This window comes from Candidatus Neoehrlichia procyonis str. RAC413 (assembly GCF_000964795.1).
Lineage (GTDB): Bacteria > Pseudomonadota > Alphaproteobacteria > Rickettsiales > Anaplasmataceae > Neoehrlichia > Neoehrlichia procyonis.
Map to the genome: position 1 here is coordinate 849041 of NZ_LANX01000001.1, position 25433 is coordinate 874473.

Sequence of the window (25433 nt, forward strand, 5' to 3'; positions counted from 1 at the left end):
ACACATTTTAAAAGTAAAAAAGAACCCTCCTCTCTGAGTTATAATAAGTTCTGTATATTTACTATAGTTTTATACTTGTAGTAAATAAAAAATTTGTTAAACTATAGAGTGGGTAAGTTACTCATTCAATTACATGCTAGTTTCTATACTTGGGTAAGTTTATTGTGGAATTAAGTAATAAAGTTAAATCTATTTTAGGCTTTTATGATAGTGAAAATCCTGGGGTAAAAACTAATCTTGCACGAATGTTACTTCATGGAAAACTTGGAAATAGTGGAAAACTTATAATATTACCTGTCGATCAGGGATTTGAACATGGTCCTACAAAAAGTTTTAGTCAAAATCCTGATTCTTATGACCCATATTACCATTTTCAGTTAGCAATCGAATGTGGATTCAGTGCATATGCTGCACCTATTGGTATGTTAGAATGTGGAGCATCTACCTATGCAGGGTCTATACCCCTTATTTTAAAATTAAATAGCTCTAGTGCTCTTTTACCAAAAGATAGTCATCCTACTCAAGTGATTACTGCTTCAGTCCATGATGCTTTACGATTAGGATGCGTAGCAATAGGTCTTACAATATATCCAGGTTCGCATCATTTCTTGTCAATGATATGTAAAGCAAAGAGCCTAATACATGAAGCTAAATCTTATGGTTTAGCAGTCGTTATATGGTCATATCCACGCGGAGGAGATATCTCAAAAGCAGGTGAAACTGCAGTTGATATAATTGCATATGGTGCTCATATTGCTGCATTGCTTGGTGCAAACATCATAAAAGTCAAGCTACCAACAAGTCATATTGAGAAAGAAAGTATTAACTGTGATATTTCCTCTCTATCACAAAGAGTTGCATATGTTAAGAAATCCTGTTTTAATGGTAAGAGAATAGTAATATTTTCAGGTGGAGAAGTAAAAAACGATGATAGCTTATATAAGGAGTGCCAAGCAATAAAATATGGACAAGGAGATGGTTCGATTATAGGTCGTAATTCTTTTCAAAGAACAAAAAAAGATGCTATTTCAATGGTAGACAATATAGTAAAAATTTATAATGGATAATAAGGCTGGGTGGCAGAGTGGCTTATGCAGAGGACTGCAAATCCTTTTATACCGGTTCAATTCCGGTCCCGGCCTCTCCTTTTTTTTCGTAAGTATAATAAAATCAATCAAATAATCTTAATCACTCTCTCTAAAACGAAAAATGTTATATCATGTGATAAGTAACAAAAGCAGCTTTCTTCAAAAAATTAGCTATCTCATTATTTATATAAAAAGTAAATAAATTAGGTATTTATTGTTTATATTTCTATGTAATTTATAAAATCCTTAAAATAAAAATATAAAAAATCACTAAATATCTAGCTAATATACAAGCAGATTTAGACTAAAATTTGTAGATTCATGTTTAAGATCTTGATTAACACATGATAAATATGTTTCATAAAGCAAAACTTTACTAAATAACAAAAAATTTAATATTACTTTTTATATAGCTAAAATAGTCTACAGCCCTATGGTCATTCCTTAATTTCTTTCACAACTCAAACTTAAAATATATATTTTTATGTTAAAATACTATATAAAACACATTCAATTTATAAGTCAGCTACAATCAATTACAATAAATTTGAAATACAACAATTAATGCAAAATAAAAAGAAAAGTAGATTATTTATAAATACATACCTTTTTCGTACTAATAAAAAATTCTAATACTCAATTATCAAGTACAATACTTATAAAAAGTACCTACTAGTAATAACATGCAATGCACTAACAATACTATTGCTTAAATATATACTATAATTAACAAAATGTTTGAATGTTATGATTATAACACTCAAATATTAACGATATTACAATAATCTTTAAACATAAGCATAACAAACTGTGATAGTACATATCCAAAATTTTCACTAAAATTACATTGTTATTTTAGTGAAAATTTAAATTCAACTTAATATAACTATTAGCAAGATCTTAATATTTTTCACATGCTCTTTAGTTTTACGCAGACAATACAATAACAACGCTTTTCTAATCAAAGAATCCATGTACTAGCATGTAATTAAAAACGTTTTGAGCTAATACTGTAGATTTACCTGCACCTCCTGTATGCTCCATAAATACTGAAACTGCATACTTAGGAGAATTAAACGGCGCATAACCAACAAATATCCCATGATCCCTTTTTTTTACATCACTTTTTATATTTGATACTTGAACACTACCAGTTTTCCCAGAAGCTGTAATCAATATTGGCACACCTGCTCTTCGTAAATATTTTGACGCAGTTCCTATTGAAGAGTTCACAACTTTAAACAAAGCATTTTGTACAAAACGTAAATGTTCATTATTAACATCAAGTTGAAGAAATTTTTGATATTTCTTATCATAGTGAAATACTGGTATAACCTTTCTTCCACTCGCTACTCTAGCTATCATTATTGCTAATTGCAAAGGTGTTACCAACAAATAACCGTGACCTATTACTATATTTAAAGTATCTCCTAGTTTCCATGCAGTCGACAAATTACTTTCTCGCCAACCTTTATCAGGTACAATACCCATAACTTCCTCTAGTAATCCCGTATTAAACATTTGTGCAAATCCAAATGTTGTAGCAATATTAGATATTATTTCAATGTTAATATATTGTGCAATAGTAAAAAAATAAACATTACATGATGAAGCTATCGCATCTCTCATATTTATCCATCCATGACCTCTATGATTCCAGCAATGAAATTCTCTACCTCCAACAAATAAACTTCCTGTACACAAAATTTTCTTATTAACATCAATAACATTATCCTTTAAAGCTGCAAGAGCAGTAATAATTTTAAAAGTAGAAGCAGGTTCAGTCTGTAAAGCAATAGCACGATTTATCAATGGAAGAGAATGATTACTGTTAATCTTATTCCAAGACTTATAAGATAGTCCATTAATGAACATATTATTATCATAAGATGGTGAGCTACATAACGCCAGTACATTACCAGTCTCAATCTCTAGCACTACAACAGCACCGTTATTACCATTTAACATTTGAGATATTGTTTTTTGTAATAAAATATCCAATGTCAACTTAACATTATTACCAGAAATACTTTCAATTCGTGATAACTCACGTACTATTTTCCTTTTTGCATTAACCTCATGCTTCACAAATCCAAGAGCACCTTTTAATCTATTATCATCGGTATATTCTATTCCGGTAACCCCCATTCTAATTTCATTGTATTGATTATAATCACTACCTTGTATATTTTTAATATATCCAATAATATGTGCACAATCATTGCTAAAAGGATAATAACGTTTATAGAAAGGCACTACATATACACCAGATAACTTTTCTATATTAAATTCTATTTTAGATAACTCATACCAATCAATCTCTTCATAAATTGTAATAATATTAGCTTTATTATTTTTCATCTGATGAATTAGCTCTGATTTGATAGGCTTATTAGTAAGCTTTAACAACTCCACCAATAAACCATCAACATCTTTAACACATTGAATCTCACATAACACCTTATACAATAACTTATTTGTTGCTAATTCTACATTATTTCTATCAAGAATTTTACCTCTTATTGGCAAAAGAAATGTTTCTCTAATCCTATTATTATCTGATAAAATTTGATATTTATTTCTTTTAACAATCTGGAGATAGTATAACCGTGATGTTAATACAGAAACCGTTACTAACTGCAACCCCATAAGTATAATTATCCTACGATTATATAGTTTTTTTATAATCCTATTTTTCATTTTGTATTAAATATGAATACAATTCCACCAATTAAAGCACTCTATTTATATTCTTTTTGTAAACTCCTCATAAATGGAGTTACTGAGATAAAAATCGAAGAATAAGTACCAACTGTAATACCAAAAAATATTATAATACTTAAATCCCTTACTGAATCTTTACATAATAGAACTAACGGTACAGTAGCTAATAAAGTAGTACCTGAAGTTAATATAGTTCGTGATAATGTAGAATTAATACTAATATTTATAATATCATGCAAATTTTTACTATGCTGAGATGTTCTTACTAGTTCTCGTATTCTATCATAAATCACTACAGAATCATTGATTGAGTATCCTACTATCATTAATAAACCTGCAGTTGACGTCAAGTTAAATTCAATACCAACAACACTAATCATGCCCAAAGTTAAAACAACGTCATGAATCAATGCTACAACTCCTCCAACAGCAAATTGCCATTTAAATCTGCAACACAAATATAAAAACATACCTAATAAGGAACATATCAAAGCACAAATCCCTTCAATAATTTGTTCATGCCCTACTTGCGGACCAACATAGTCTATTTTTCTATATATTACATTACCTGAAATATTTTTAAGCGCTTCTTTAACTTGTAAAACTATCTCTGAACCATTTGAATCATCAAAACTCTTAAAATTCAACAAAAATTCCTTATTATTACTATTTAATTCTTGTATAGAAAAACCATTTAACCCATTTTTTTGTAAAATACTCCTTAGATCTCCTAAAGTAACATTTTCATTTTCTATACGTAAATCAATAACCATACCTCCAGCAAAATCTGTTCCTATATGTATTCCTCTAAAGAGGACAATAGTAATAGCAAATAATAATAGCATAGCACTACAAAAAAGTGCATAAGTACTATATCTAACAAAATCAATGTTCGTACTATCAGAAATGATACGTAGAGCCACAATTCAAAATTAAGTTTACAAAGCCTTATTTTATGTTATTTAAGCAGCTCACTCAAGTAAAATATCATGAGCTTAATAAAACCATATACAATTGGATATATAGGAGAAATCGTCATAATATTATTTCTGAAACTAAAACTATATACCATAGTAAAGCACAGATACAGGTGCCCTTTAGGAGAAATAGATATTATTGCAGTTAAAAAAAATATCCTAATATTTATAGAAGTAAAAACCAGCATTATTTCCTGTGCAGGCATACCTATAACTTATAGGCAACGTCACGCAATTATAAAAACTGCTAGACATTTTATCTATTACTATCCAAAGTTCAATGCTTATCAAATAAGATTTGATGCATGCTTTGTATCATTACAACACAAACCTATACATATTATAAATGCCTGGACAGAAAACAAGAATTAAACCGCACATATTTTATACATTATAGATTAACCTACACTACACAATTTACTATTTTAGAGTAATACACTATTAATATTACTAGTCCTCAATGCTAAAATATATTCATTTACAAAATTTAATTCTACAAGTAATAAAAACTATAAACATACAATATATGTTCTGAATCGTAGTATAAGAGTCATATAACCGCTAGCAACCATGCTGACTAAAACAAACCTGTTAATATTAGTATGTATTCAAAAGTATTATAAATATGAAAAATCTGTAAGTCACAGTTTCTCTTACATAATTAGTTTTATATATTAGATAATTATTAATTTATGCAATTCTTGTACTTTTAGTAATATAATTAATAATATTGTATATGATTCATGCCATACTTTTCAATAGACACATATCTTAAATACACATTCTCCACCCCTTCTCTAACTTTTTATTTTAATCAACCACAATACTATGAAGTTAAATAACCTTAAGCATTTCCACATCTATAGAAAAAGTGGGACTTTTTATAATTAAGATCATCTCACCATACAGAATTATAATTACTAAAGATGCTTCATATGAATTACAATCAATAAATTTTTCAATAATAATCAATTTATTGAACACATAATCTAATACTACTTTTTCATAAAGTAGTAAAATATCTTCCACTCTTAATTATATAGCATTAAATCATACAATACAATCAGGAAACTAATTCCAAAACTATAAGAATAGATTTAATCATTCAGGCCAAAATTGCCTGGATCTCCTAAAATTTTAAAGTATACAATTCATTATAAATATACTTCATTAAAGAATCTCAAGCATAATTCTTAATCAAATGTACAGAAAACTTATGTAAAACACTGAGCAAACTTTCTATTAACTTTTCTATCATTTGATCAGTATGACACGGAGTTGGAGTAATTCTAAGCCTTTCAGTCCCTATAGGAACAGTTGGGTAATTAATTGACTGAATATATATCTGATAATCTTTCAATAAAGCAGTAGAAATATTCTTACATGTTAATGCATCTCCTACAATAATTGGTATGATATGTGTATCAGTATATAAGAAGTCAATCCCAGCACTAAAAAGGGCAGACTTAACTTTTTTCACAACCTCATAATGTTTTTTTCTTTCAACATTACTTACCTTTAAATATTCTACACTTGCTCTAGCAGATGAAGCAATCAATGGAGATATTGCTGTTGTAAAAATAAAACCAGGAGCAAAACTTCTAATAACATCTACTAAATTCCTTGAAGCCGCTATATAACCTCCCATTACGCCAAAGGCTTTAGAAAGGGTACCTTGAATAATTGTAAGCCTGTCTTGTAATCCTTCACGTTCTGATATTCCACCTCCACGTTTGCCATAAATACCTACAGCATGTACTTCATCTAAATAAGTCATTGCATTATATTTATCAGCTAGATCACAAATTTCCTTTATAGGAGCAATATCCCCATCCATGGAATATAGAGACTCAAATATAATAATCTTAGGAAGAGATATATCAACAGATTTTAATAAATCCTCTAAATGTTCAGTATCATTGTGTCTAAATATATACTTTACCCTATTTCCAAACCTAATACCTTCTATCATAGAAGAATGATTTTTTTCATCCGAAAATACTACAATATTAGGAATAATAGAAAGCAATGTGCTAATAGTTGTCTGGTTAGCTACATAACCGCAAACAAATGTTAAAGCCGAAGGTTTATTATGCAAATCTGCTAACGATTCTTCCAGCTCTATAACTTCTTTTGTAGTACCAGCAATATTTCGTGTACCCCCTGCACCTATATTAACATCTAAATTTTTGACAGCAGATACTACTTCCTTATTCTGACTCATACCTAAATAATCATTGCTACACCAAAGGGTAACTTTATTATCCATTTGGTACTCAACAGCATAAGGAAATTGTCCAGAAATCCGTGAGAATCCAGTAAATTCCCTATACCTACCTTCAGCTTTTATATTTATAATTTTATCGCAAAATATTTTTTCATAATCTATCATATTACACTTCCAAAACTACTTTTATTTAGTTATCATTTTACTACTATTTTTAAATGACGCTTCTTTCCAGAGGATAACTTTACATATCCTTTTGCATAGAATTGATCAATGTACAACATCTGGGCACAATCTTCCACAACAATTCCATTAATTTTACATCCTCTATCATTTATTAATTTACGTGCTCTATTATTACTTGTTGCAATACCACAAAGTTGCAATAACTTAATTATAGACATACCTGAAACTATGTCTTCTTTACTTATCTGTATAACCGGAAGCAATGTATCGTCATTGTGCTCAAATATCTTAACTGCAGAATCAGCAACACAACTAGCTACCTCAGCTCCATGACATATCTTTGTAGCTTCTGTAGCCAATATCTTTTTTACTGAGTTAATCTCTTTCACACTTAAGCTTTCAAGCTCTTTTATATCACTATCCGACAATTCCGTAAAAAAACGTAAAAAACGACCAACATCCTCATCATGTATATTACGAAAGTACTGCCAGTAATCATAAGGACTGTACATTTCTTCATCAAGCCATACTGCACCCGTTGCTGTTTTACCCATCTTCTTACCTGAAGATGTCAACAATAAACATGTAGTAATACCAAAAAGTTCAGGTAATTTTAATTTCCTTCCCAAATCTACCCCACTTACAATGTTACCCCATTGATCTGAACCTCCTATTTGTAACATACAATTATATCTTCTATGCAGTTCAACAAAATCATAAGCCTGAAGCAACATATAATTAAATTCTAAGAAGCTCAAATTTTGTTTTCTTTCAAGCCGTGTTTTAACACTCTCAAAATTCATCATAACATTAACAGAAAATTTACTGCCTATATCGCATAAAAATTTAATATAATTCATATCATCTAGCCATTCAGAGTTATCTACTATAATTGCTGAAGACTTTTCACATGAATCACAGTCAATAAATTTTTTAATAGTCTTGCGTATACCCTGCATGTTATTTAAAATTTCAGAAGACGATAACATTGTTCTAGTTTTATCTTTACCTGAAGGATCCCCAATTTTTGTTGTACCGCCTCCTAGCAAAATTATTGGTTTGTGCCCAAACTTTTGCAAATGCCTTAAAATCATAATTTGTATCAAACTGCCAATATGTAACCCCTTAGCTGTACAATCAAATCCTACATATGCATGTATTTTCTCTGAGTGCATCAAGTGATCTAATGCTAATAAATTAGTAGACTGATACAAATATTTACGTGTACATAATAAATTTAAAAAGTCAGATTTAACTTTCATGATCGTACAGATTATACAAAGTGATCCCGGCGCGAATCGAACGCGCGACACATTGATTAAAAGTCAATTGCTCTACCGACTGAGCTACGGGATCTTATAACAACAGAATGAACTACCCTTTAAAGATAAACTCTTTATTAAGCAAAGTAAAGATTTTTTCCACACAAACAACAACAAACTCCTACCAAATGTTTATTATTTTACCAAAATAATTACTATACAGTACATTCTAATATTGCGGAGCATTATGAAACTTGATACACTTCTGCTAACAATACTACTTGGTAAACCATTATGTTTCTTTCGATAGAGGATTTTTTAAATTACATAGATAAGCACTCTATCAAGTTCGTTGATTTAAGATTTTCAGACTTATTAGGCAAGTGGCACCATATAACACGCAGTACTTGTTCATTAGATGTTTTAACATTATCTTCAGGTATTAATTTTGATAGCTCATCAATTGCTGGATGGCAATCTATAGAAAAATCTGATATGATACTTCTTCCAGATGTAACAACTTCTTTTGTTGATCCCTTTTGTGCACAGTCAACCATAGTTATAATTTGCAACGTTATCAATACACATAATCAATTAGAATACTCTAAAGACCCACGATATACTGCAAAAAAGGCTTCTCAATATTTGCTTTCTACATCTATTGCAGATAAATGCTATTTTGGACCAGAAATGGAATTCTTTGTGTTTGATGATGTAAAATTTAACATAAACGCTTACCAAGCATATTTCAAGCTACAATCTTCAGAAAGTAACATTTCCTCTAGTGACAACAAAAAATTTTACAATAATCATGGCCATCATCAAAAACCTAAAAGTGGATATATTCCTGTTCCTCCCATTGATGCTCTACATGATATACGTTCAGAAGTACTAACAATGCTTAGCGAAATTGGAATGATACCTTTGCTACATCATCATGAGGTGGCTACATCTCAATGTGAAGTAGGATTCCAATATGATGAGCTTGTATTAAGTGCTGACAACGTACAAAAATGTAAATACATTGTACGTAATGTTGCAAGCTCCTATAATAAAACTGCAACTTTTATGCCAAAACCAGTACATAATGATAATGGAAGCGGTATGCATTGCCATCAATCTTTGTGGAAAAATGGTGTAAATATATTCGTTAATAAGGATGGTAGTCTATCTGAGACATGCCTTCACTATATAGGTGGAATTATCAAATATGGAAAAGCTATTAATGCATTTACTAATCCATCAACAAACAGTTACAAAAGGCTAGTACCGCACTTTGAAGCACCTATTTGCCTAGTATATTCTTACGAGAATCGATCAGCTGCTATTCGTATTCCCCACGTGCCTAACTGTAATATGGAAGCTAAAAGAATTGAGGTACGTTTTCCTGACCCTTTAGCTAATCCATATTTATGCTTTGCATCACAATTGATGGCAGGACTTTATGGTATAAAAAATAAAATAGATCCGGGAGTAGCTATTGAAAAAAATTTATATACTTTAGATAAAGCAGAGTTATCAGCATTTCCATCTGTTGCTAACTCTCTAGAAGAATCTTTATTACACCTTGATAATAATAGAGAATTCCTATTAGAGGGCAATGTATTTACGAATGAACAGATTGACTCATATATTAAGCTTAAAACAATAGAAGCCCAGGAATTATATTCTTACCCACATCCTATAGAGTTTATTAATTATTATAGTCTATAAATGTTCTCGTATTTAGCGATAACTACAAACATAACTTATTGTTTGACTTGCCTACTGATATCTTTATGCATAGGATTTATTACATTACCGTGCATCATCAGTATTTTACAAAAACTACAAAAAAATGGACAGCCTATACGTAATGATGGCCCCAAAGAACATTTACTAATTAAAAAAAATACCCCAACTATGGGTGGCTTAATTATTGTAATGCCAAGTATCATTTCAACCCTGCTATTTTGTAAATTAACAAGTTACGATATATGGGTAATATTATTTGTATTTGTTACATTTGCCATATTAGGTGGTATAGATGATTGGTTAAAAATAAAAAAAAAAAATTCTCACGGCCTAAAAGTAAAAACAAAGCTAATTTTTCAATTTTTAATTGCACTTATAGGCATAATAATAACAGGGTTAACAACTAAAAATTTTACGCACACCCATCTTTTATCTAGTACACTAGTAAATTTAGGATATCTATATGTACCATTCGTAACCACAACTATTGTAGGCACTTCAAATGCAGTCAATCTTACTGATGGATTAGACGGACTAGTAATAGTCCCATCTATAATGTTATTTGCTTTTTTAGGAGTTGTTGCCTATCTTACAAGCAATCATACAGAAATAAATAACATTTTAATATTCTGCTCTGCAATTATAGGAAGTTCTTTAAGCTTTTTATGGGTTAACACATTTCCAGCAAAAATATTCATGGGAGACTTAGGCAGCTTATCAATAGGAGGAGCTCTTGGATTAATCAGCGTAATGCTACAATACGAGCTCATTTTCTCTATTGCAGCAGCATTACTTGTTATTGAAACATTATCAGTAATAGTACAGGTAGTATATTACAAGATTACAAAAGGTAAAAAAGCTTTCTTAATGACACCTTTACATCATCATTTTGAACTGAAAGGATTTAAAGAATCAACTATTGTTGTAAAATTCTGGATTATTTCATTTATTTTTTTAATCATCGCGTTAACCTTTTTTATTCATTTATCGTCATAATATTCAGTTCACTCTATGATATATCAATTTCACAATTCATTAAATAACCTCAAAATGCAAGTAATTGATGATCTTAAACACATGGAAGATTTAATGATAAGTCAAAGTCATAATGAAATCTCATTAATAACTGATATTATATGTCACTTAATGCAATCTGGTGGTAAACGCATACGTCCAATAATCCTGTTTACAATATGTAAGATGTTTAATTATCACGAAAGAACAAAAATCTACACTGCTGCTGCTATAGAATTTATACATAATGCAACACTATTACATGATGATGTTATAGATTCAAGTGAACTTAGAAGAGGAGTACATACATCAAATTTTATATGGGGAAATAAAGCAAGCATCTTAGTCGGAGATTTTTTACTTGCATCAGCATTTCAATGGATCACACTATGTAATAGTTTCCCACTATTATCAATTTTATCCCAAACATCTAGTACTATTATAACTGGAGAAATAAAACAAATGCTTACCCAAAATAATTTTAACATAACACAAGAAGAATACATAGAAATAATCGCTACAAAAACAGCATCTTTATTTTCGGCCACATGTGAATCTGCTGCTTTAATATCCAATGCAACTAAAAAAGAGCAACTTGCTTTAAAAGCTTTTGGGTACAATCTTGGTATATCGTTTCAAATCGTTGATGATATACTTGACTACACTGCAGAAAACGATAAATTTGGGAAAAGCAAAGGAAATGATTTTTATGAAGGGAAAATAACTTTACCAATCATTATTGCATATAAAAATGCTACGAAAGAAGAAAAAAAGTTCTGGAATCAACTCATAACCAGTAAACACAAAAATTTTGAACAGGCTTTTACCTATATTAAAGCTCATGATGCTATACATGAATCTATCAAACTTGCACAAACCTACATAAATAAAGCAAAATACAATTTAGAAATTTTTAGTGAATCTCAAAGTAAGTTACAACTTCAAAAGTTACTTGATAGCATAGTATATAGGCAATTTTAATATAAAAAATATACATTTTATATTCTCCTATGAGATAAGCAATTAAAACAAAAAGTACCTCGATAAATATTAAAATAATAAGTATTGTAACAATAACGTTACTATTTATTATTTATAATTTACTTATATGAGAATACATTTAATAAAGAGATATCTATTTATTAATAAAATTATCTTACGTAACACTCACTAATGCTATGAATATGTAGCCATCTTTATAATATAGCTCTCTGTTACTGTTATATTTAATATACTACATGTAACAAATGCAAAGTACTCACACATCCGTATATGTATTATTTACCATGAGAATATATATACTTTCTATACTTTTCTTATCTTTTTTTTTAATATAACAAAAATATTCATACATATTACATAACAAAATAATAAATGTACTAAATTTATTGTTTCTTATGTTTATTACTAAAAAATTTTAATATATTACCCTAAAAATACTACTTGTTTATCACTAGTACCATTTTACACAAATTTAGCAAATGATTTCCCATACTACAAATATGCTCATATAAATTTGTATTAGCTCATGTTCATTTTTATACACTATCTTTTTCCACTGTTATGCAAGGTTTTTGTAGATTAATATTGTAAATATCATTACTTATATTCATAATCATACTTTGCATTTCATACTTACACTTTTGATATTCTAAATATGTAATACTCGTAGTGATCATACATGCCCCAACCATAACAAAAAAGAGCATTACATGTCTATAAGGTAAACAACTCATGCCAAACATTTTATTTTTTTGTATAAGTGATACAACAAAAATGCTGAAAAAAGCCCCCTGAATTATAAGCATACCTATAAAAAGGCCCCTTACATTATTTTTATAGTTTTTAAAAATTATTTGCTTTGCATAATCACACTGTTTAAATGGTATACTCATTGTTGAATAGTACTTCATCATAATATTATTTATTTTTTTTGTATGTTTATAAAATTGAATATCTAATAAAGATTTAGAATTATCCGATATACCATGTGTTATAAACTGTACATAATTTTTGTCTTGTACTGCATAGTCAATAAACTCATTAATTGATATAGGAGCATTAATTGAAGAATGAGTATGATTTTTCAATAATTGCATTATTGCATTGCCATATTCTTCACATAACAAATTACCTGATTTTTTATAATCCATTAGCCAATCTAAGCTTTCTTTGTAGAAAATCAGCATCCCTTGTATTATACTCTGCTTCATTATTTGACAACATAAAGTATTATTAAATAATAATAAAAACGCCTCATAAACTTGCATATTCAATTTTTGTTCCTGAAGTTTAACTTGCTGTATCATAAGGCTATATTCCCTAACCTTTTGCATCATTTGTCGAATGGGTGCATTGCTATGATGCGTCTCCTTACAAGCATCATATAATTTTTTAACCATAAAAAATTGACGAAAAACCTTGAAAGAATTCAAAAATATATAAACTGGCATCATTGCAACTAGTAAATGTAATGGTACATCTCCTTTATTATTTTCAACATTTATTAAATCTGGAAAAGATTCTCCTATATATTGTATTATCTTATAATTACACGACGCATAACCAACAGCATAATGCATAATGTTATTACCTTCTTCGTCAAGTATTGACTCTATACCTTTATGATAATCAATAATAGGTTTTATTATTTCTACAATACATCTTTCTTGATCTTTTTCATCACACAATAAAATTGCATATTGCAAAGTATTTCTACCATAACCATCTATTTTATATAAAGCAAATTTCAATAAAAAGTTTTTCCATAAAGAATACACATAACTATCTACATCATCACTATAACAAGAATTTATGTATACTCTGCTCAAAATATCAATACAGCTAACTTTTTCATGATTATCTAATATGCTAGCTTCGCATGATAAAAAATCATTTACAGCATTTATACTAATTTCTTTATTGTTAATTGCTCTTACAATCTTATCATATATAATATCACATATACACTCGGCTACAGGTATAAAGCCTGTTTGATCTTGTTTAAATTTTCTTTGTATTTCTAAATCCTTATTCTGACAAGAATTTTTCTCATAATCTAATGTATTATGTGCTTTATTAGTTTTTAATATTTCATACTGCTTAAACTTATAATAATGTGTTTTTATAATATTAAACATCCCATTATATGCACTATTATCTTCAAAACACACATATAGCGCACAAAACAATTCATGCAAGATTGTACCTTGATCCATAATATGAAATATATCGCTAACATTCATCTTATCGATATCGTTGATTATAGAAACATCGTATTTATATATTTTACCTATAATTGACTTATTTCTCATTACGGACACAATTCGTTCTTGTGCGTAACTTATAGCATTAGTTACATTATTAAAACTTAACATGTTAATACTCTTTCATAAAATTTTATAACTTTGCACTATATAATGACATATTGCTCATCATAAACATTTATCTATAATATAAAAAGTTAAAAACTTAACTTAATTAATTCATTATAATACCTTATATATAAACAAAGCAACTTACTATAAAAAAATATAAATTGTTATGTATCGAATACTTTAAGCATATTAACTAACAAATTACTAACGTAACTTATATCGATAATAAAAATTAATACTCTTTACATTTATAACTAAAATTTATTATTAACAATTCTACAACACAGTAACTCTATCTACTATTTTACATGCTACTAATATCAAGAATAGTATAACTTCTCATATAAATTTACTTCTACTATCTACTTCATCTTTATGTAACATTTTACCAGCCATAAACTTCATTAATATAAAGTGTAACCACGATAGTATTATTCAATTAAAAGTTGTTTTTAGTTAATCAAACGCAGATTATCTTCAACAATACTAAACAGTTTTCTTATATACTGATTATTACTATTTTTTAGCTCTGCAACTGTATCACATGCGATAATCTTACCTTCATATAACACGGCAATTCTATTCGCTATTTTAAATGCGCTACTAAGATCATGCGTAATAGTTACAACTGTTAAGTTAAATTCTTTATGACAACGCATGATTATATTGGTAACTACCTCCGACATTACAGGATCTAACCCTGATGTTGGTTCATCAAAAATCATAATTTTAGGTTCACTAATAATTGCTCTAGCTAATGCTATTCTTTTTTTCATCCCACCAGACAATTCTATAGGGTACATGTCTACAATATCAGACTTTAGTCCCACTAACTCTAATCCAAAAACTGCAAGTTCCTTAGCAGCTTTTTTATCTATCTTTAACCTTTGGCGAAAATTAAAAGCAATATTTTCCCATATAGTTAAACTGTCAAATAATGCACAATTCTGAAATAAAACACTAAAGCTTTTAGCTGAATTTTGTTTATCTTTAATATCTATACCATCTATTATTACATTTCCAGAAGTTGGCTCAATCAATCCTATCATTACCTTAGTTAAAACCGACTTCCCACTCCCTGACTCTCCTATAATAACTATAGATTCTCCTTCAAAAACATTAAGATTAACACCTCTTAATACATAATGCGATTGAAAAGAAACATGTAAATCTAGTAAAGAAATAGAATATCTCATAATATTATGAATAAAATACAGTGATAATATAGTTTAAAAAAATAATAAGCATAGATGACATAACTACTGTTGAAGTTGTAGCAACTCCAACACCTCTTGCACCTCCACTACAATGATAACCACTATAACATCCAATAAACGATATTATAAAACCAAATGATAATGCTTTTATTAGTCCTAAAGTTATATCCTTCATGTGTACAAAATCCATTATTCCTTTTACATACATATCATGACTATAACCTAGATTCAAAGTTGCAACTATATACCCACCATAAATTCCTATTACATCCGCACATAAAATTAATATAGGCATTGCAATCATTGACGCTATAATACGTGGTGCTCCTAGATATTTAAGTGGGTGAGTATCAAGAGTAATTAATGCATCTATTTGCTCAGTAATCCGCATTGTACCTATTTCTGCAGCAATAGCAGCACCTACCCTACCTGCAATTATCAATCCTATTAATACAGGTCCTAATTCTCGCACAATTGCAATGGCAACTATTCCTGCCATAAACTCACCTTGCACTGTCTTCGGGCTAATTAAAGCATTTTGTAACATTATAGCTCCACCTGTAAACACTGATGCTACACCAACTATAGGCAGAGAAAAAAAGCAAGCCTCTACTAATTGCTTAACCATAACAGATAAGTAATATGGAGGCAAAAAACAATGATATACTGATGCTACTAAGAAAATAAAAGCACGTCCAATAAGCATAAAAAAATTTATGAATAATTGACCAATACAAGCAAAAATAAATAAAATCACGCTAAAACCACTACCACAATACTTCATTATTAAACCTACAAAGTACAAATCTCTAAAGTGATTTTAAAGTTTTAACAACATTTAACATATTATCGGCATTAAACAAAGTTGACCCAACAATTAAAATATCTGCACCTGCTTTTACCACACTTTTATAATTTTCAATAGTTATTCCTCCATCCACTGCAATTTTAGTACCTAATGACAAATTTTTTATCATGTCACGAATTTTTTCTATTTTTTCCAACTGTGAACAAAGAAATTTTTGTCCTCCAAATCCAGGATCAACAGACATAACTAATACCAAATCTATATCACGAATAACATATTCTAGTACAGAATAGTGTGAAGTAGGAACTAAAGATATACCAACACGCTTGCCATAACTTTTAATTTTTTGAATTACATGATGCAAATGAACTTCCGATTCCGCATGCACTGTAATAATATCTGCACCCGCATCTACAAAATTCCCTATATAACGGCTGGGAGAATTTATCATTAAATGTACATCAAATAAAAGATTAGTATATTTTCTAATTGATGAAACTACAGAAGGACCTATTGTAATATTTGATACAAAATTTCCATCCATTACATCTATATGAATATAGTCAACACCAGCCTCTGTAACTAATTTTATCGACTGGCCTAAGTTAGCAAAATCAGCAGATAAAATAGACGCTGATACTTTGACATGCGAATTAATTTTTGAATCTAAGTGCAAGTTTTCTAATAAGCTATCTTTCTTTACTAACAAAGTATTATTAATAATAAATTACAAACCATTTTAGTATAGCTAATAATACCATATATTCAAAATAATATAAAAAAATTACTCTTAATTAACAGTTAAATTTAATACAAACATAATACAAAATTTTTATGATTAAAAAAATCATATTTAAAATATTACAATTATTACCATAAAAACATTGTTTTACTTTTCAATTTTACTTATTGACATATGTAAAAAGCTCTATTAAAAACCTCATAAAAAGTATCATTACACATAATATAACTAAGCTTTCACATATATCCTTCTACACAAATTCTATGCATTTTATCACATCAGAATCCATGCAATATAATAAAGTATCCAAGATTATAAGTATTTGTTAGCTGTTTTACATTTATACTAAATACAATTTATAAGTAATAATAATTTACATAATCCAGTAATTCTTTCATATAAACAATACATAAAAGCAACTAGCCTATATACTTTTCCTTATAACATAAAATTATCATATAACAGTATAAACGTAAATTACTCCAACTTCATGTCAACTAAATAAACTTTTCTTTTTACAGATCTAGCTTTTTCATATCTGCCCAATTATTACCAACACTAACATCTAACTTCAATGGAACTGATAATGTTACTACTTTTTCCATGACTTCCTTTGTTAATTCTGCAATTTCATTAACATATAAATCAGGTACTTCTATTAATAATTCATCATGTACTTGTAATAATATTATTCCTGTTGTAGTTTTAAGCTTGTCAAATAAATGAATCATTGCCCTCTTTATAATATCTGCAGCTGTTCCTTGTAAAGGAGCATTAATTGCTGCTCTTTCAGCAAAATTCCTAATAGTAGGATTCTTACTGTTAATTTCTCTTGTAAAACATTTTCTACCAAAAATAGTTTTTGTATATCCATAAGTTCTAGCATAATTCTTTACTTCTTCTATATAAGTTCTTATTTCTGGATAATAACTAAAATATTGATCTATATATGATGATGCTGCTTCTTTAGTAATCTTAAGATGTTTTGCTAATCCATAAGGACCCATACCATAAATTATTCCAAAGTTAATAGACTTTGCTTTTCTTCGAAGATTTTTATCCAAACAATCTGTATTAAAAATCTGCTGCGCTGTAATGAGATGTATATCTTTATCTTGAAAAAAAGCATCTTTAAATGCTTTAACATTGCTAATATGAGCCATTATCCTCAATTCTATTTGAGAATAATCAGCAGAAATAATTTTATGCCCTTCTCTTGCAATAAATGCTCTTCTAATTTCATTACCTTCTTCAGTTCTAACAGGAATATTTTGTAAATTAGGATTACTTGAACTAATTCTCCCTGTAATAGTTGCTGTCATAGAAAAGAAAGTATGTACTCTCCCTGTATCACCTCGTATTTGCCTCAGAAGAACATCAATATAAGTATTTTTAAGTTTTGTAAGATGTCTCCATTGTAATATCTTGTCAGCAATTTCAATTCCATTTACAGAAAATTCCTCTAATACCTCTGCATTTGTACTGTAAATACCTGAACGTGACTTTTTTGTTTTTCCAATATTCATTTTATCAAACAGTATATCTCCTATCTGCTTTGGCGAAGCTAAGTTAAAATTCTCACCTGCTATTTGATATATTTCTTGTTCTAATACTTTAATAGACTGTAAAAAATTTTCTGATAGTTTATTCAAAATTTTAGCATCAACCAATACCCCAACTTGCTGCATATTATACAAAACTCTAATTAATGGTTTTTCAAAACGCTCATATATGGTACATAACTTATTTGCAAGTAACTTTTTCTTTAGTACCTTATGCAACAATAATAAAACTTGTGATGACAAGTTTGTATATTCTTTTTCAAGATTATGATATACTATATTTTTTAAGCTATGATCATAATTGCCAGCATCAACACTATATGACATTATCATAATGTCATCAAATGGTTCAATATTATGAAATATTTTCAATAAATGTTTTGCGTCATAAACTACTTTTAATACATAATCAAGTACTAGGAGAGGAGCAATAATATTTAAAGCATCATCAATATTATCACTATCTACATAAAACAAATTATTTTCACTATAAGATACGGTAATATTCTGTACAGCATCATTTTTCATATCCACATAAATAGCAAGTATTCCTTTAACTTTACAGTGATTAATAAAATTCTTGAATTCATTACTACAATAATTTTGTTGCATACTGCTATCTTGTGTAAAAAAATCAAAACAAACTTGAAAACATTTTGCAATTTTAGAAGCTAAAGATTTTAACTCATATTTTCTTAAAAAAGCCGTTAGTTTTTGAACATCTGGTGCCTTGATCGCATATTTTTCGATATCATTATCTAAGTTAACGCTATAGCACAAGGATGCTAATTGTTTAGACAACATTGCCTGATCATGATATTGCATCAACATTTCTCTACACTTTTTGTGTTCAACTTCATGTACATTAGCAACTAAGTTATCTAAAGACCCAAACCTATTAAGCAATTTTGCAGCTGTCTTTACACCGATCCTAGGAATCCCAGGTATGTTATCTGAGGCATCGCCTGTTAGTGCCAGTAGGTCTAGCAACTGATCTGATGTCACACCAAACTTTTCATACACATATTCTTCAGATAAATACTTATTTTTAATAGGATCAAAAATTGTAGTATTCTTATCTAAAAGTTGCAGTATGTCTTTATCCGACGTTAAAATATTTACGTGAACATATTCAGAACCATGCTTTTTACTTAGAGTTGCAATAACATCATCAGCCTCATAATTTTTTACTTCTTCATACACTATATTCAATGCATCCACTGCTTCTCTAACAAGAGAGAATTGCTGTATTAAATCATCAGGTAATATAGGACGATTAATTTTATACTGTGGATATATAGCATGACGAAAATTTTTACACCCTGTATCAAAAACTACTACCAGATAATCCGTCTTATATACATTGAGATACTTAAGTAAAATATTAATAAACCCATACATACCTCCAATTGGTAATCCATAAGAAGTACGAAAGTTAGGTAAAACATAATATGCACGAAAAAGAAATCCGTAAGCATCAATAATAGTCAAATTTTTTTGCATAACAATTGACTAAACGTTAAAAATTATTACTAATGTTAGCAATTATTGAATATTAAGTCACTTACTTAATTAATTAACTCATTAATAAATACCACTGTATAAAATACATAATGTATTCCATAATACCTTTAATATTATAAATTCTTTAATAATATGATGTTATAGTAAATGCTTTACATATAAGTGTATTTATCTATGCCACATACTAATAATCTTAGCATTAAAACTAACAGTAAATCCAATGCAAAGTCTACTTCTAGTAAATCTTCTACAAGGTCACGTGCTAGAAAAGTTACTCCTAAAAACGATAATTTGTGCAATGACATTAAAAATACTGACAATAATCAAGCCAGTGCTATAGAAAATAAAGATCTTCACATCAATGAAAAATTGTACAATTCAAATTCAAATAATAATTCTGTTTTGAATTCACAAAATAACAATTTTTTCAAAGACTTATGGGATTCTGTAAAAAGTTATTTTGCACAATAAATACAACTTACTATTCTGCATTGTTGTTAATAGCTTTTACCTTTGTGCACTCAACCCATGAATTGTGACCAATCATAAAAACAACTTTCAAAAATTTATAATATTTGTAAAAAGTTATTTTATGCAATAAAAACTATAAATTTCGTATTATTGTTGACAACTTCTATGCTTTATGCTCAAATACTAACTGTAAATTAGCTGCTTTAGAAGTATGCAAGGAGTTAATGTGAGGGATTTACAAAAAAGACAGCAAAAAATTAAAAACTATTTTTTATTATTTTTGTTGCTGCTGATGATGATTATGTTATTTTGCACCTCTATAATAAGAGTAAAAATTTAATCTTTACTATTAGAAAAGTTATGGATAAAAAAAAAAGCATCCGCTCCTTTATTGACCTGCATTTGTGTAGTTGTCATGATTTAAGAACCATCCTGTATTATGGAATGGACATAAAAAAAAATCCTAGTAAATACCATAACTACCTTACAGGAAAAAGCATAGCTTTAATATTTTGTCAGCCTTCTACCCGTACAAGAGTATCATTTGAAGTAGGTATTCATCAATTAGGCGCACATTATACCATCCTTAAAGAATCGGATATGCAATTATCAAGAGGAGAATCTGTACATGATACTGCAAAGGTATTATCAAGATATGTTAACCTTATAGTATTAAGAGCAATACAACACTCTTTTCTCCTTGAATTTAACAAATACAGCAGCATTCCTATTATTAATGGATTAACACAATATAGTCATCCATGCCAAATATTAGCCGATATTATGACATATGAAGAAAAAAGAGAAAAATCAATTACCAACAGCATTGTAAGTTGGATAGGAGATAATAATAATGTATTAAATACTTGGATACATGCTGCCCCTGTGCTACAGTTCACATTAAAAATTTCAACACCAAATTATTCTACAGATCTCGATCACAAAATAAAGTTAGCTAAGGCTGCTGGAGCCAACATAGAATACAAAAACAACCCTAAAGATATAATATATGATGCGGATATTATAACCACAGATGCCTGGTACTCTATGGGTTCAAATCATGACGTTAGTCAATTAATGTCGCAATTTGCAAATTATCAGATTAATAGTGACTTAGTATCTAATGCAAAACCTAATTATATGTTTTTACACTGTCTTCCAGCACATATTAACCAGGAGGTAACAAATGACGTTATTAATGGCCCAAATTCATACGTATTTGATGAAGCAGAAAATAGATTACATATACAAAAGGCCATAATGCTATGGTGTTTAGGTCTAATATAAAAAAAACACTAACAAAATGTTCAATACAAATTTAGAACTTTATATACAAAAGCTAAAGTTAACAAATTTTCGTAATTATTTAAACACTACACTAGAAATTTCTCAACAATCAGTTATATTATTAGGTGATAATGGTGTAGGTAAAACTAATGTATTAGAATCCATATCATTATTGTCAAAAGGAAGTGGGTTTAGAAATGTACGCATAGAAGATATGCAAAACTATAATACGAACAACCCACTAAGTATTCACTATACAATCAATAAAAACAATGATTTATTTTCTATCAATATTACAAAACACAATAATAAGCGTCGTTTATTAATTGACAATAAAACGCAAAATTATTCTGCTATTCATGGCATAGCTTGCATTATATGGCTAATACCACAGTTAGATCATATCTTCTTAAAGTCTTCTAGTGAGAGGTTAAAATTTTTTGATAGAATAGTACATATTTTCGATGTAAATTATGCTTCATATATTACTCAATATGAAAAAGCACGCCGTGAAAGAAGTAAAATTTTGCACATATCACCCCAAGATTATAATTGGTTACTTAGTCTAGAAAATATAATTGCAATTAATGGTATAAATATTGCTAAAATAAGATTAAAAGTATTAAAAATTTTACAAAAAATTCTTGCTGAAAATAAGATATCATCTACATTCTTAAAATCATCCATTAGTATACATAGCCAAATATTTGAAATTTTAGATCAAGGATTTGAGAACGCAATTGAATTATATAAAGAGCGTTTAAAAGAAAATAGAAAAAAAGATTTATTACAAAATTGTGTAAGCTTTGGAGTACATAATGATAATTTTCAAGTACTACATTCAGAAAAAAATTTAATAGCTAATCATTGTTCAACCGGAGAACAAAAAATTTTACTATTATCATTAATTTTATCAGCAGTAATTGCGAAGCATGAAATATATAGTCAACCTTCTATCATTTTGCTAGATGATATTATGTCACACTTAGATAAAAACTATAAAAGCAACTTATTGCTTAGCATATTAGATATAGGGTGCCAAGTTTGGATAACTGATATCAGTATACAAAATTTTGTAGATTACAAAAAGTATTTTCAATATTTTTATATATCAAACAATACCATCAAAAATTACATCTAAATAATACTAATACATTGTAAATTATGAAAAATATTTTTAATATTGCTATGATAAGAAGAATATCTGCCATAAGTTAGTTTATGTTCATTAAAGTCTTACTTGTCTTTAAAAATGGGAAATATCTTTTTTATGGATAAAGAGTTATTATAAAGACATTAAAATTTTATAATAATGTATATAAAGCATTTTATAGGATGATACAGCAAATGTAACAAATGGCTTATAGTGAAAAATACAAGAGTACAAACTAATAACGATTACGACAATAAATATTATCTTACTTATCCAAGCCACTTTTTAACATAAACTGCAATGCTAAAAAATATTTAGCATTATAAGCACAAAAATTTGTACTCTTTCTATTCTAGAAAATATAACTAAAATATATTGTACAAATTTTATATAAAACAACATCAGTAATTAAGTACATATTCTCACAATTCCAAAAATAAAAACACTTCTTACATTAATTTAGAATAAACAAAGCACAAGCAAAAATTATGCCAAAACATCTCTTAATGCATAAGGAAAGTTATATATAAGATCATTTCCTAATCCTCAATATAGAGTTTTTTCTAAATAATCACGTATTCTTTGTAAATCTTCCCATGCAAGACGCTTCTGCATTGGTTGGCGTAACAAATAAGCAGGATGAAATATAACAGCTGTAGTTATAGGATAACTTAAAAATTGGTTTGTATATACGTGAAATTTATTTCTAAGTCTTGATATAGTACTCTGATCATCAAGCAATGCGTAGCAAGCTGTACTTCCTACTAGGATCAATATTTTAGGGGACACAAGAGCTATATGTTTTTCTACAAATGGTTTGCACATATTTATTTCACAATCTGATGGTCTCCTATTGCCAGGAGGCCGCCAAAAAACAGTATTACTAATATATACTTTGTCACGATTAAGATTAATAGAGTTTAACATTTTATCAAGCAAGATACCACTTGCACCACAAAAAGGCCTACCTTCTAGATCTTCATTAGCACCTGGTGCTTCACCTATTAACATAATTTTTGAATATGGATTACCATCAGAAAATACTGTATTTGTTGCTAATTTCTTAATCGCACATCCATCAAATAAATTTATTGCTTGCTTAAGCTCATCAAGATTTTGACATTCCATAGCTAACTTATTTGCAACACTTACCCAATCTACGCTTTCTTGTAATACTGTACCGTTATTACGCTGTATACCAGTATTTTGTGGCACTAAATCACTTGTTAGTTGTACACTAGCATTTTGCAACATTAAATCACTTGTTACATTATCTTCTGTTATATCATCCTCTAAAATACTTTCTATGCCACTATCATGATAAAATTCTAATACTTCTAGTAACTCTTCATCCATAAAAGATATTCTCCCATTTTTAAAAGACCAATAAAACTTTATAAATATAAATTAATTCATAGTGGACATTCTTTTTATCCTTTTTGCTTTTTCTATTATAAAATCACGTTTTATCTTTGAAAGATGTTTAAAAAAAATAATGCCATTTAAATGATCTATTTCATGTTCTAAACATCTGGCCAGCAATCCTTGTGCCTTTATAATTTTATCATTTCCATTATAATCTGTATACTTAATTATAATGTTCTTGGGTCTACTTACTTCCTCAGCTTGCTCAGGAACAGACAAACAACCCTCTTTAATTACAATTTTTTCTTCAGACATTTCCAAAATTTGTGGATTAATAACACAAAATGGTCCCCCTGCAGCTTCATAACCAATCACATTATCTTTTGTGACACTCGATCTTTCATTATGATGGTAATATATGCTATCTTTAGGTACATCAGCAACAAATATGCGTTTATGAACTCCTACTTGCACTGCTGCCAATCCAAGGCCTTTTGCAGCATACATAGTCTCAAACATATCATCAATAAGCTTTTTTATTTCATTAGTAATATCAGCAACGGTTTCAGAACACAACAACAACCTTCTATCAGGTACCGTCACTATCGGTAGAATAGACATTTTCCCCCTCACAATATATATTTATTAAATGACACTCCTTGAAAAGATCTCATTAACTCTCTCTAATTTGTATAGTTTTAAATATTATATTACA

General features: G+C 28.7%; 20 protein-coding genes and 2 tRNA genes. 9 read left to right on the forward strand and 13 right to left on the reverse strand.

The genetic code is table 11. The annotated features are described in order from the left end of the window. The first annotated feature begins 164 nt into the window (after positions 1-164). The gene (locus NLO413_RS03110) at positions 165-1067 is read left to right on the forward strand and encodes a class I fructose-bisphosphate aldolase (protein WP_045809050.1); all 903 of its coding nucleotides are present in this window, start codon (positions 165-167) and stop codon (positions 1065-1067) included. 3 nt (positions 1068-1070) lie between these two features. After that, a tRNA-Cys gene (locus NLO413_RS03115) sits at positions 1071-1142 on the forward strand. Between the two features lie 903 nt (positions 1143-2045). On the opposite strand, the gene mrdA is transcribed toward NLO413_RS03115, so the two are convergent. Further along, positions 2046-3788: a penicillin-binding protein 2 gene (gene mrdA / locus NLO413_RS03120; protein ID WP_045809051.1), complete on the reverse strand. Its 1743-nt coding sequence runs from the start codon at positions 3786-3788 to the stop codon at positions 2046-2048. Positions 3789-3829: 41 nt separating this feature from the next. After that, entirely contained in the window at positions 3830-4735 is a 906-nt protein-coding gene (secF, locus tag NLO413_RS03125) for a protein translocase subunit SecF (RefSeq protein ID WP_045809052.1), read from the reverse strand. A 66-nt stretch (positions 4736-4801) separates the two neighbouring features. On the opposite strand from secF, the gene NLO413_RS03130 reads away from it, so the two are divergent. Beyond that, entirely contained in the window at positions 4802-5161 is a 360-nt protein-coding gene (locus tag NLO413_RS03130; protein WP_052690383.1) for a YraN family protein, read from the forward strand. A gap of 462 nt (positions 5162-5623) precedes the next feature. Here NLO413_RS03130 and NLO413_RS03135 read toward each other — a convergent pair whose 3' ends face one another. The 4 genes from NLO413_RS03135 to NLO413_RS03150 form a co-directional block, all read right to left on the reverse strand. Then, entirely contained in the window at positions 5624-5818 is a 195-nt protein-coding gene (locus NLO413_RS03135) for a hypothetical protein (protein WP_045809054.1), read from the reverse strand. Positions 5819-5969: 151 nt separating this feature from the next. Then, positions 5970-7181, reverse strand: coding sequence for a 5-aminolevulinate synthase (gene hemA, locus NLO413_RS03140; RefSeq protein ID WP_045809055.1), 1212 nt, complete (start codon positions 7179-7181; stop codon positions 5970-5972). Positions 7182-7213: 32 nt separating this feature from the next. Beyond that, positions 7214-8464, reverse strand: coding sequence for a tyrosine--tRNA ligase (gene tyrS / locus NLO413_RS03145; protein WP_045809056.1), 1251 nt, complete (start codon positions 8462-8464; stop codon positions 7214-7216). Between the two features lie 21 nt (positions 8465-8485). Continuing rightward, a tRNA-Lys gene (locus NLO413_RS03150) sits at positions 8486-8558 on the reverse strand. 200 nt (positions 8559-8758) lie between these two features. Here NLO413_RS03150 and glnA point away from each other — a divergent pair. Genes glnA through NLO413_RS03165 form a run of 3 tightly spaced genes read left to right on the forward strand, consistent with a single transcriptional unit; the run spans position 8759 to position 12193 of the window. Beyond that, on the forward strand, positions 8759-10177 hold the full coding sequence (glnA, locus tag NLO413_RS03155) for a type I glutamate--ammonia ligase (RefSeq protein ID WP_045809057.1): 1419 nt from the start codon (positions 8759-8761) through the stop codon (positions 10175-10177). Further along, positions 10178-11194: a phospho-N-acetylmuramoyl-pentapeptide-transferase gene (mraY, locus tag NLO413_RS03160; protein ID WP_045809058.1), complete on the forward strand. Its 1017-nt coding sequence runs from the start codon at positions 10178-10180 to the stop codon at positions 11192-11194. Positions 11195-11209: 15 nt separating this feature from the next. Next, positions 11210-12193: a polyprenyl synthetase family protein gene (locus NLO413_RS03165; RefSeq protein ID WP_045809059.1), complete on the forward strand. Its 984-nt coding sequence runs from the start codon at positions 11210-11212 to the stop codon at positions 12191-12193. Between the two features lie 557 nt (positions 12194-12750). Here the strand turns inward: NLO413_RS03165 and NLO413_RS03170 are convergent. The 5 genes from NLO413_RS03170 to polA form a co-directional block, all read right to left on the reverse strand. After that, on the reverse strand, positions 12751-14526 hold the full coding sequence (locus NLO413_RS03170) for a hypothetical protein (protein WP_198138898.1): 1776 nt from the start codon (positions 14524-14526) through the stop codon (positions 12751-12753). 515 nt (positions 14527-15041) lie between these two features. Then, positions 15042-15785: an ABC transporter ATP-binding protein gene (locus NLO413_RS03175; protein WP_045809061.1), complete on the reverse strand. Its 744-nt coding sequence runs from the start codon at positions 15783-15785 to the stop codon at positions 15042-15044. A gap of 4 nt (positions 15786-15789) precedes the next feature. Continuing rightward, positions 15790-16590, reverse strand: coding sequence for an MlaE family ABC transporter permease (locus NLO413_RS03180; RefSeq protein ID WP_045809062.1), 801 nt, complete (start codon positions 16588-16590; stop codon positions 15790-15792). Positions 16591-16615: 25 nt separating this feature from the next. Beyond that, positions 16616-17272 (reverse strand): ribulose-phosphate 3-epimerase, encoded by a 657-nt coding sequence (rpe, locus tag NLO413_RS03185; RefSeq protein WP_045809392.1) that lies wholly within the window; start codon positions 17270-17272, stop codon positions 16616-16618. 599 nt (positions 17273-17871) lie between these two features. Beyond that, positions 17872-20421 carry a DNA polymerase I gene (gene polA, locus NLO413_RS03190; protein ID WP_045809063.1) on the reverse strand — a complete coding sequence of 850 codons (2550 nt, stop codon included), beginning with the start codon at positions 20419-20421 and terminating at the stop codon, positions 17872-17874. 195 nt (positions 20422-20616) lie between these two features. Here polA and NLO413_RS03195 point away from each other — a divergent pair, with 195 nt between their 5' ends. From NLO413_RS03195 to recF, 3 genes are all read left to right on the forward strand, one after another. Further along, on the forward strand, positions 20617-20913 hold the full coding sequence (locus NLO413_RS03195; protein WP_045809064.1) for a hypothetical protein: 297 nt from the start codon (positions 20617-20619) through the stop codon (positions 20911-20913). Between the two features lie 360 nt (positions 20914-21273). Then, positions 21274-22200, forward strand: coding sequence for an ornithine carbamoyltransferase (gene argF, locus NLO413_RS03200; RefSeq protein WP_045809065.1), 927 nt, complete (start codon positions 21274-21276; stop codon positions 22198-22200). A 16-nt stretch (positions 22201-22216) separates the two neighbouring features. Then, entirely contained in the window at positions 22217-23341 is a 1125-nt protein-coding gene (gene recF, locus NLO413_RS03205; protein ID WP_045809066.1) for a DNA replication/repair protein RecF, read from the forward strand. Between the two features lie 558 nt (positions 23342-23899). Here the strand turns inward: recF and NLO413_RS03210 are convergent. Further along, entirely contained in the window at positions 23900-24709 is an 810-nt protein-coding gene (locus NLO413_RS03210; protein ID WP_045809067.1) for a uracil-DNA glycosylase, read from the reverse strand. A 51-nt stretch (positions 24710-24760) separates the two neighbouring features. After that, entirely contained in the window at positions 24761-25339 is a 579-nt protein-coding gene (gene def, locus NLO413_RS03215) for a peptide deformylase (RefSeq protein ID WP_045809068.1), read from the reverse strand. Positions 25340-25433 lie beyond the last annotated feature (94 nt).

Excerpts from the sequence above, each read along its gene's own strand:
- mrdA (WP_045809051.1), bottom strand. The coding sequence starts at position 3,788 with ATGAAAAATAGGATTATAAAAAAACTATATAATCGTAGGATAATTATA.
- NLO413_RS03130 (WP_052690383.1), top strand. The coding sequence starts at position 4,802 with ATGAGCTTAATAAAACCATATACAATTGGATATATAGGAGAAATCGTC.
- hemA (WP_045809055.1), bottom strand. The coding sequence starts at position 7,181 with ATGATAGATTATGAAAAAATATTTTGCGATAAAATTATAAATATAAAA.
- tyrS (WP_045809056.1), bottom strand. The coding sequence starts at position 8,464 with ATGAAAGTTAAATCTGACTTTTTAAATTTATTATGTACACGTAAATAT.
- glnA (WP_045809057.1), top strand. The coding sequence starts at position 8,759 with ATGTTTCTTTCGATAGAGGATTTTTTAAATTACATAGATAAGCACTCT.
- mraY (WP_045809058.1), top strand. The coding sequence starts at position 10,178 with ATGTTCTCGTATTTAGCGATAACTACAAACATAACTTATTGTTTGACT.
- NLO413_RS03165 (WP_045809059.1), top strand. The coding sequence starts at position 11,210 with ATGATATATCAATTTCACAATTCATTAAATAACCTCAAAATGCAAGTA.
- NLO413_RS03170 (WP_198138898.1), bottom strand. The coding sequence starts at position 14,526 with ATGAGAAATAAGTCAATTATAGGTAAAATATATAAATACGATGTTTCT.
- NLO413_RS03175 (WP_045809061.1), bottom strand. The coding sequence starts at position 15,785 with ATGAGATATTCTATTTCTTTACTAGATTTACATGTTTCTTTTCAATCG.
- NLO413_RS03180 (WP_045809062.1), bottom strand. The coding sequence starts at position 16,590 with ATGAAGTATTGTGGTAGTGGTTTTAGCGTGATTTTATTTATTTTTGCT.
- polA (WP_045809063.1), bottom strand. The coding sequence starts at position 20,421 with ATGCAAAAAAATTTGACTATTATTGATGCTTACGGATTTCTTTTTCGT.
- NLO413_RS03195 (WP_045809064.1), top strand. The coding sequence starts at position 20,617 with ATGCCACATACTAATAATCTTAGCATTAAAACTAACAGTAAATCCAAT.
- argF (WP_045809065.1), top strand. The coding sequence starts at position 21,274 with ATGGATAAAAAAAAAAGCATCCGCTCCTTTATTGACCTGCATTTGTGT.
- recF (WP_045809066.1), top strand. The coding sequence starts at position 22,217 with ATGTTCAATACAAATTTAGAACTTTATATACAAAAGCTAAAGTTAACA.
- NLO413_RS03210 (WP_045809067.1), bottom strand. The coding sequence starts at position 24,709 with ATGGATGAAGAGTTACTAGAAGTATTAGAATTTTATCATGATAGTGGC.
- def (WP_045809068.1), bottom strand. The coding sequence starts at position 25,339 with ATGTCTATTCTACCGATAGTGACGGTACCTGATAGAAGGTTGTTGTTG.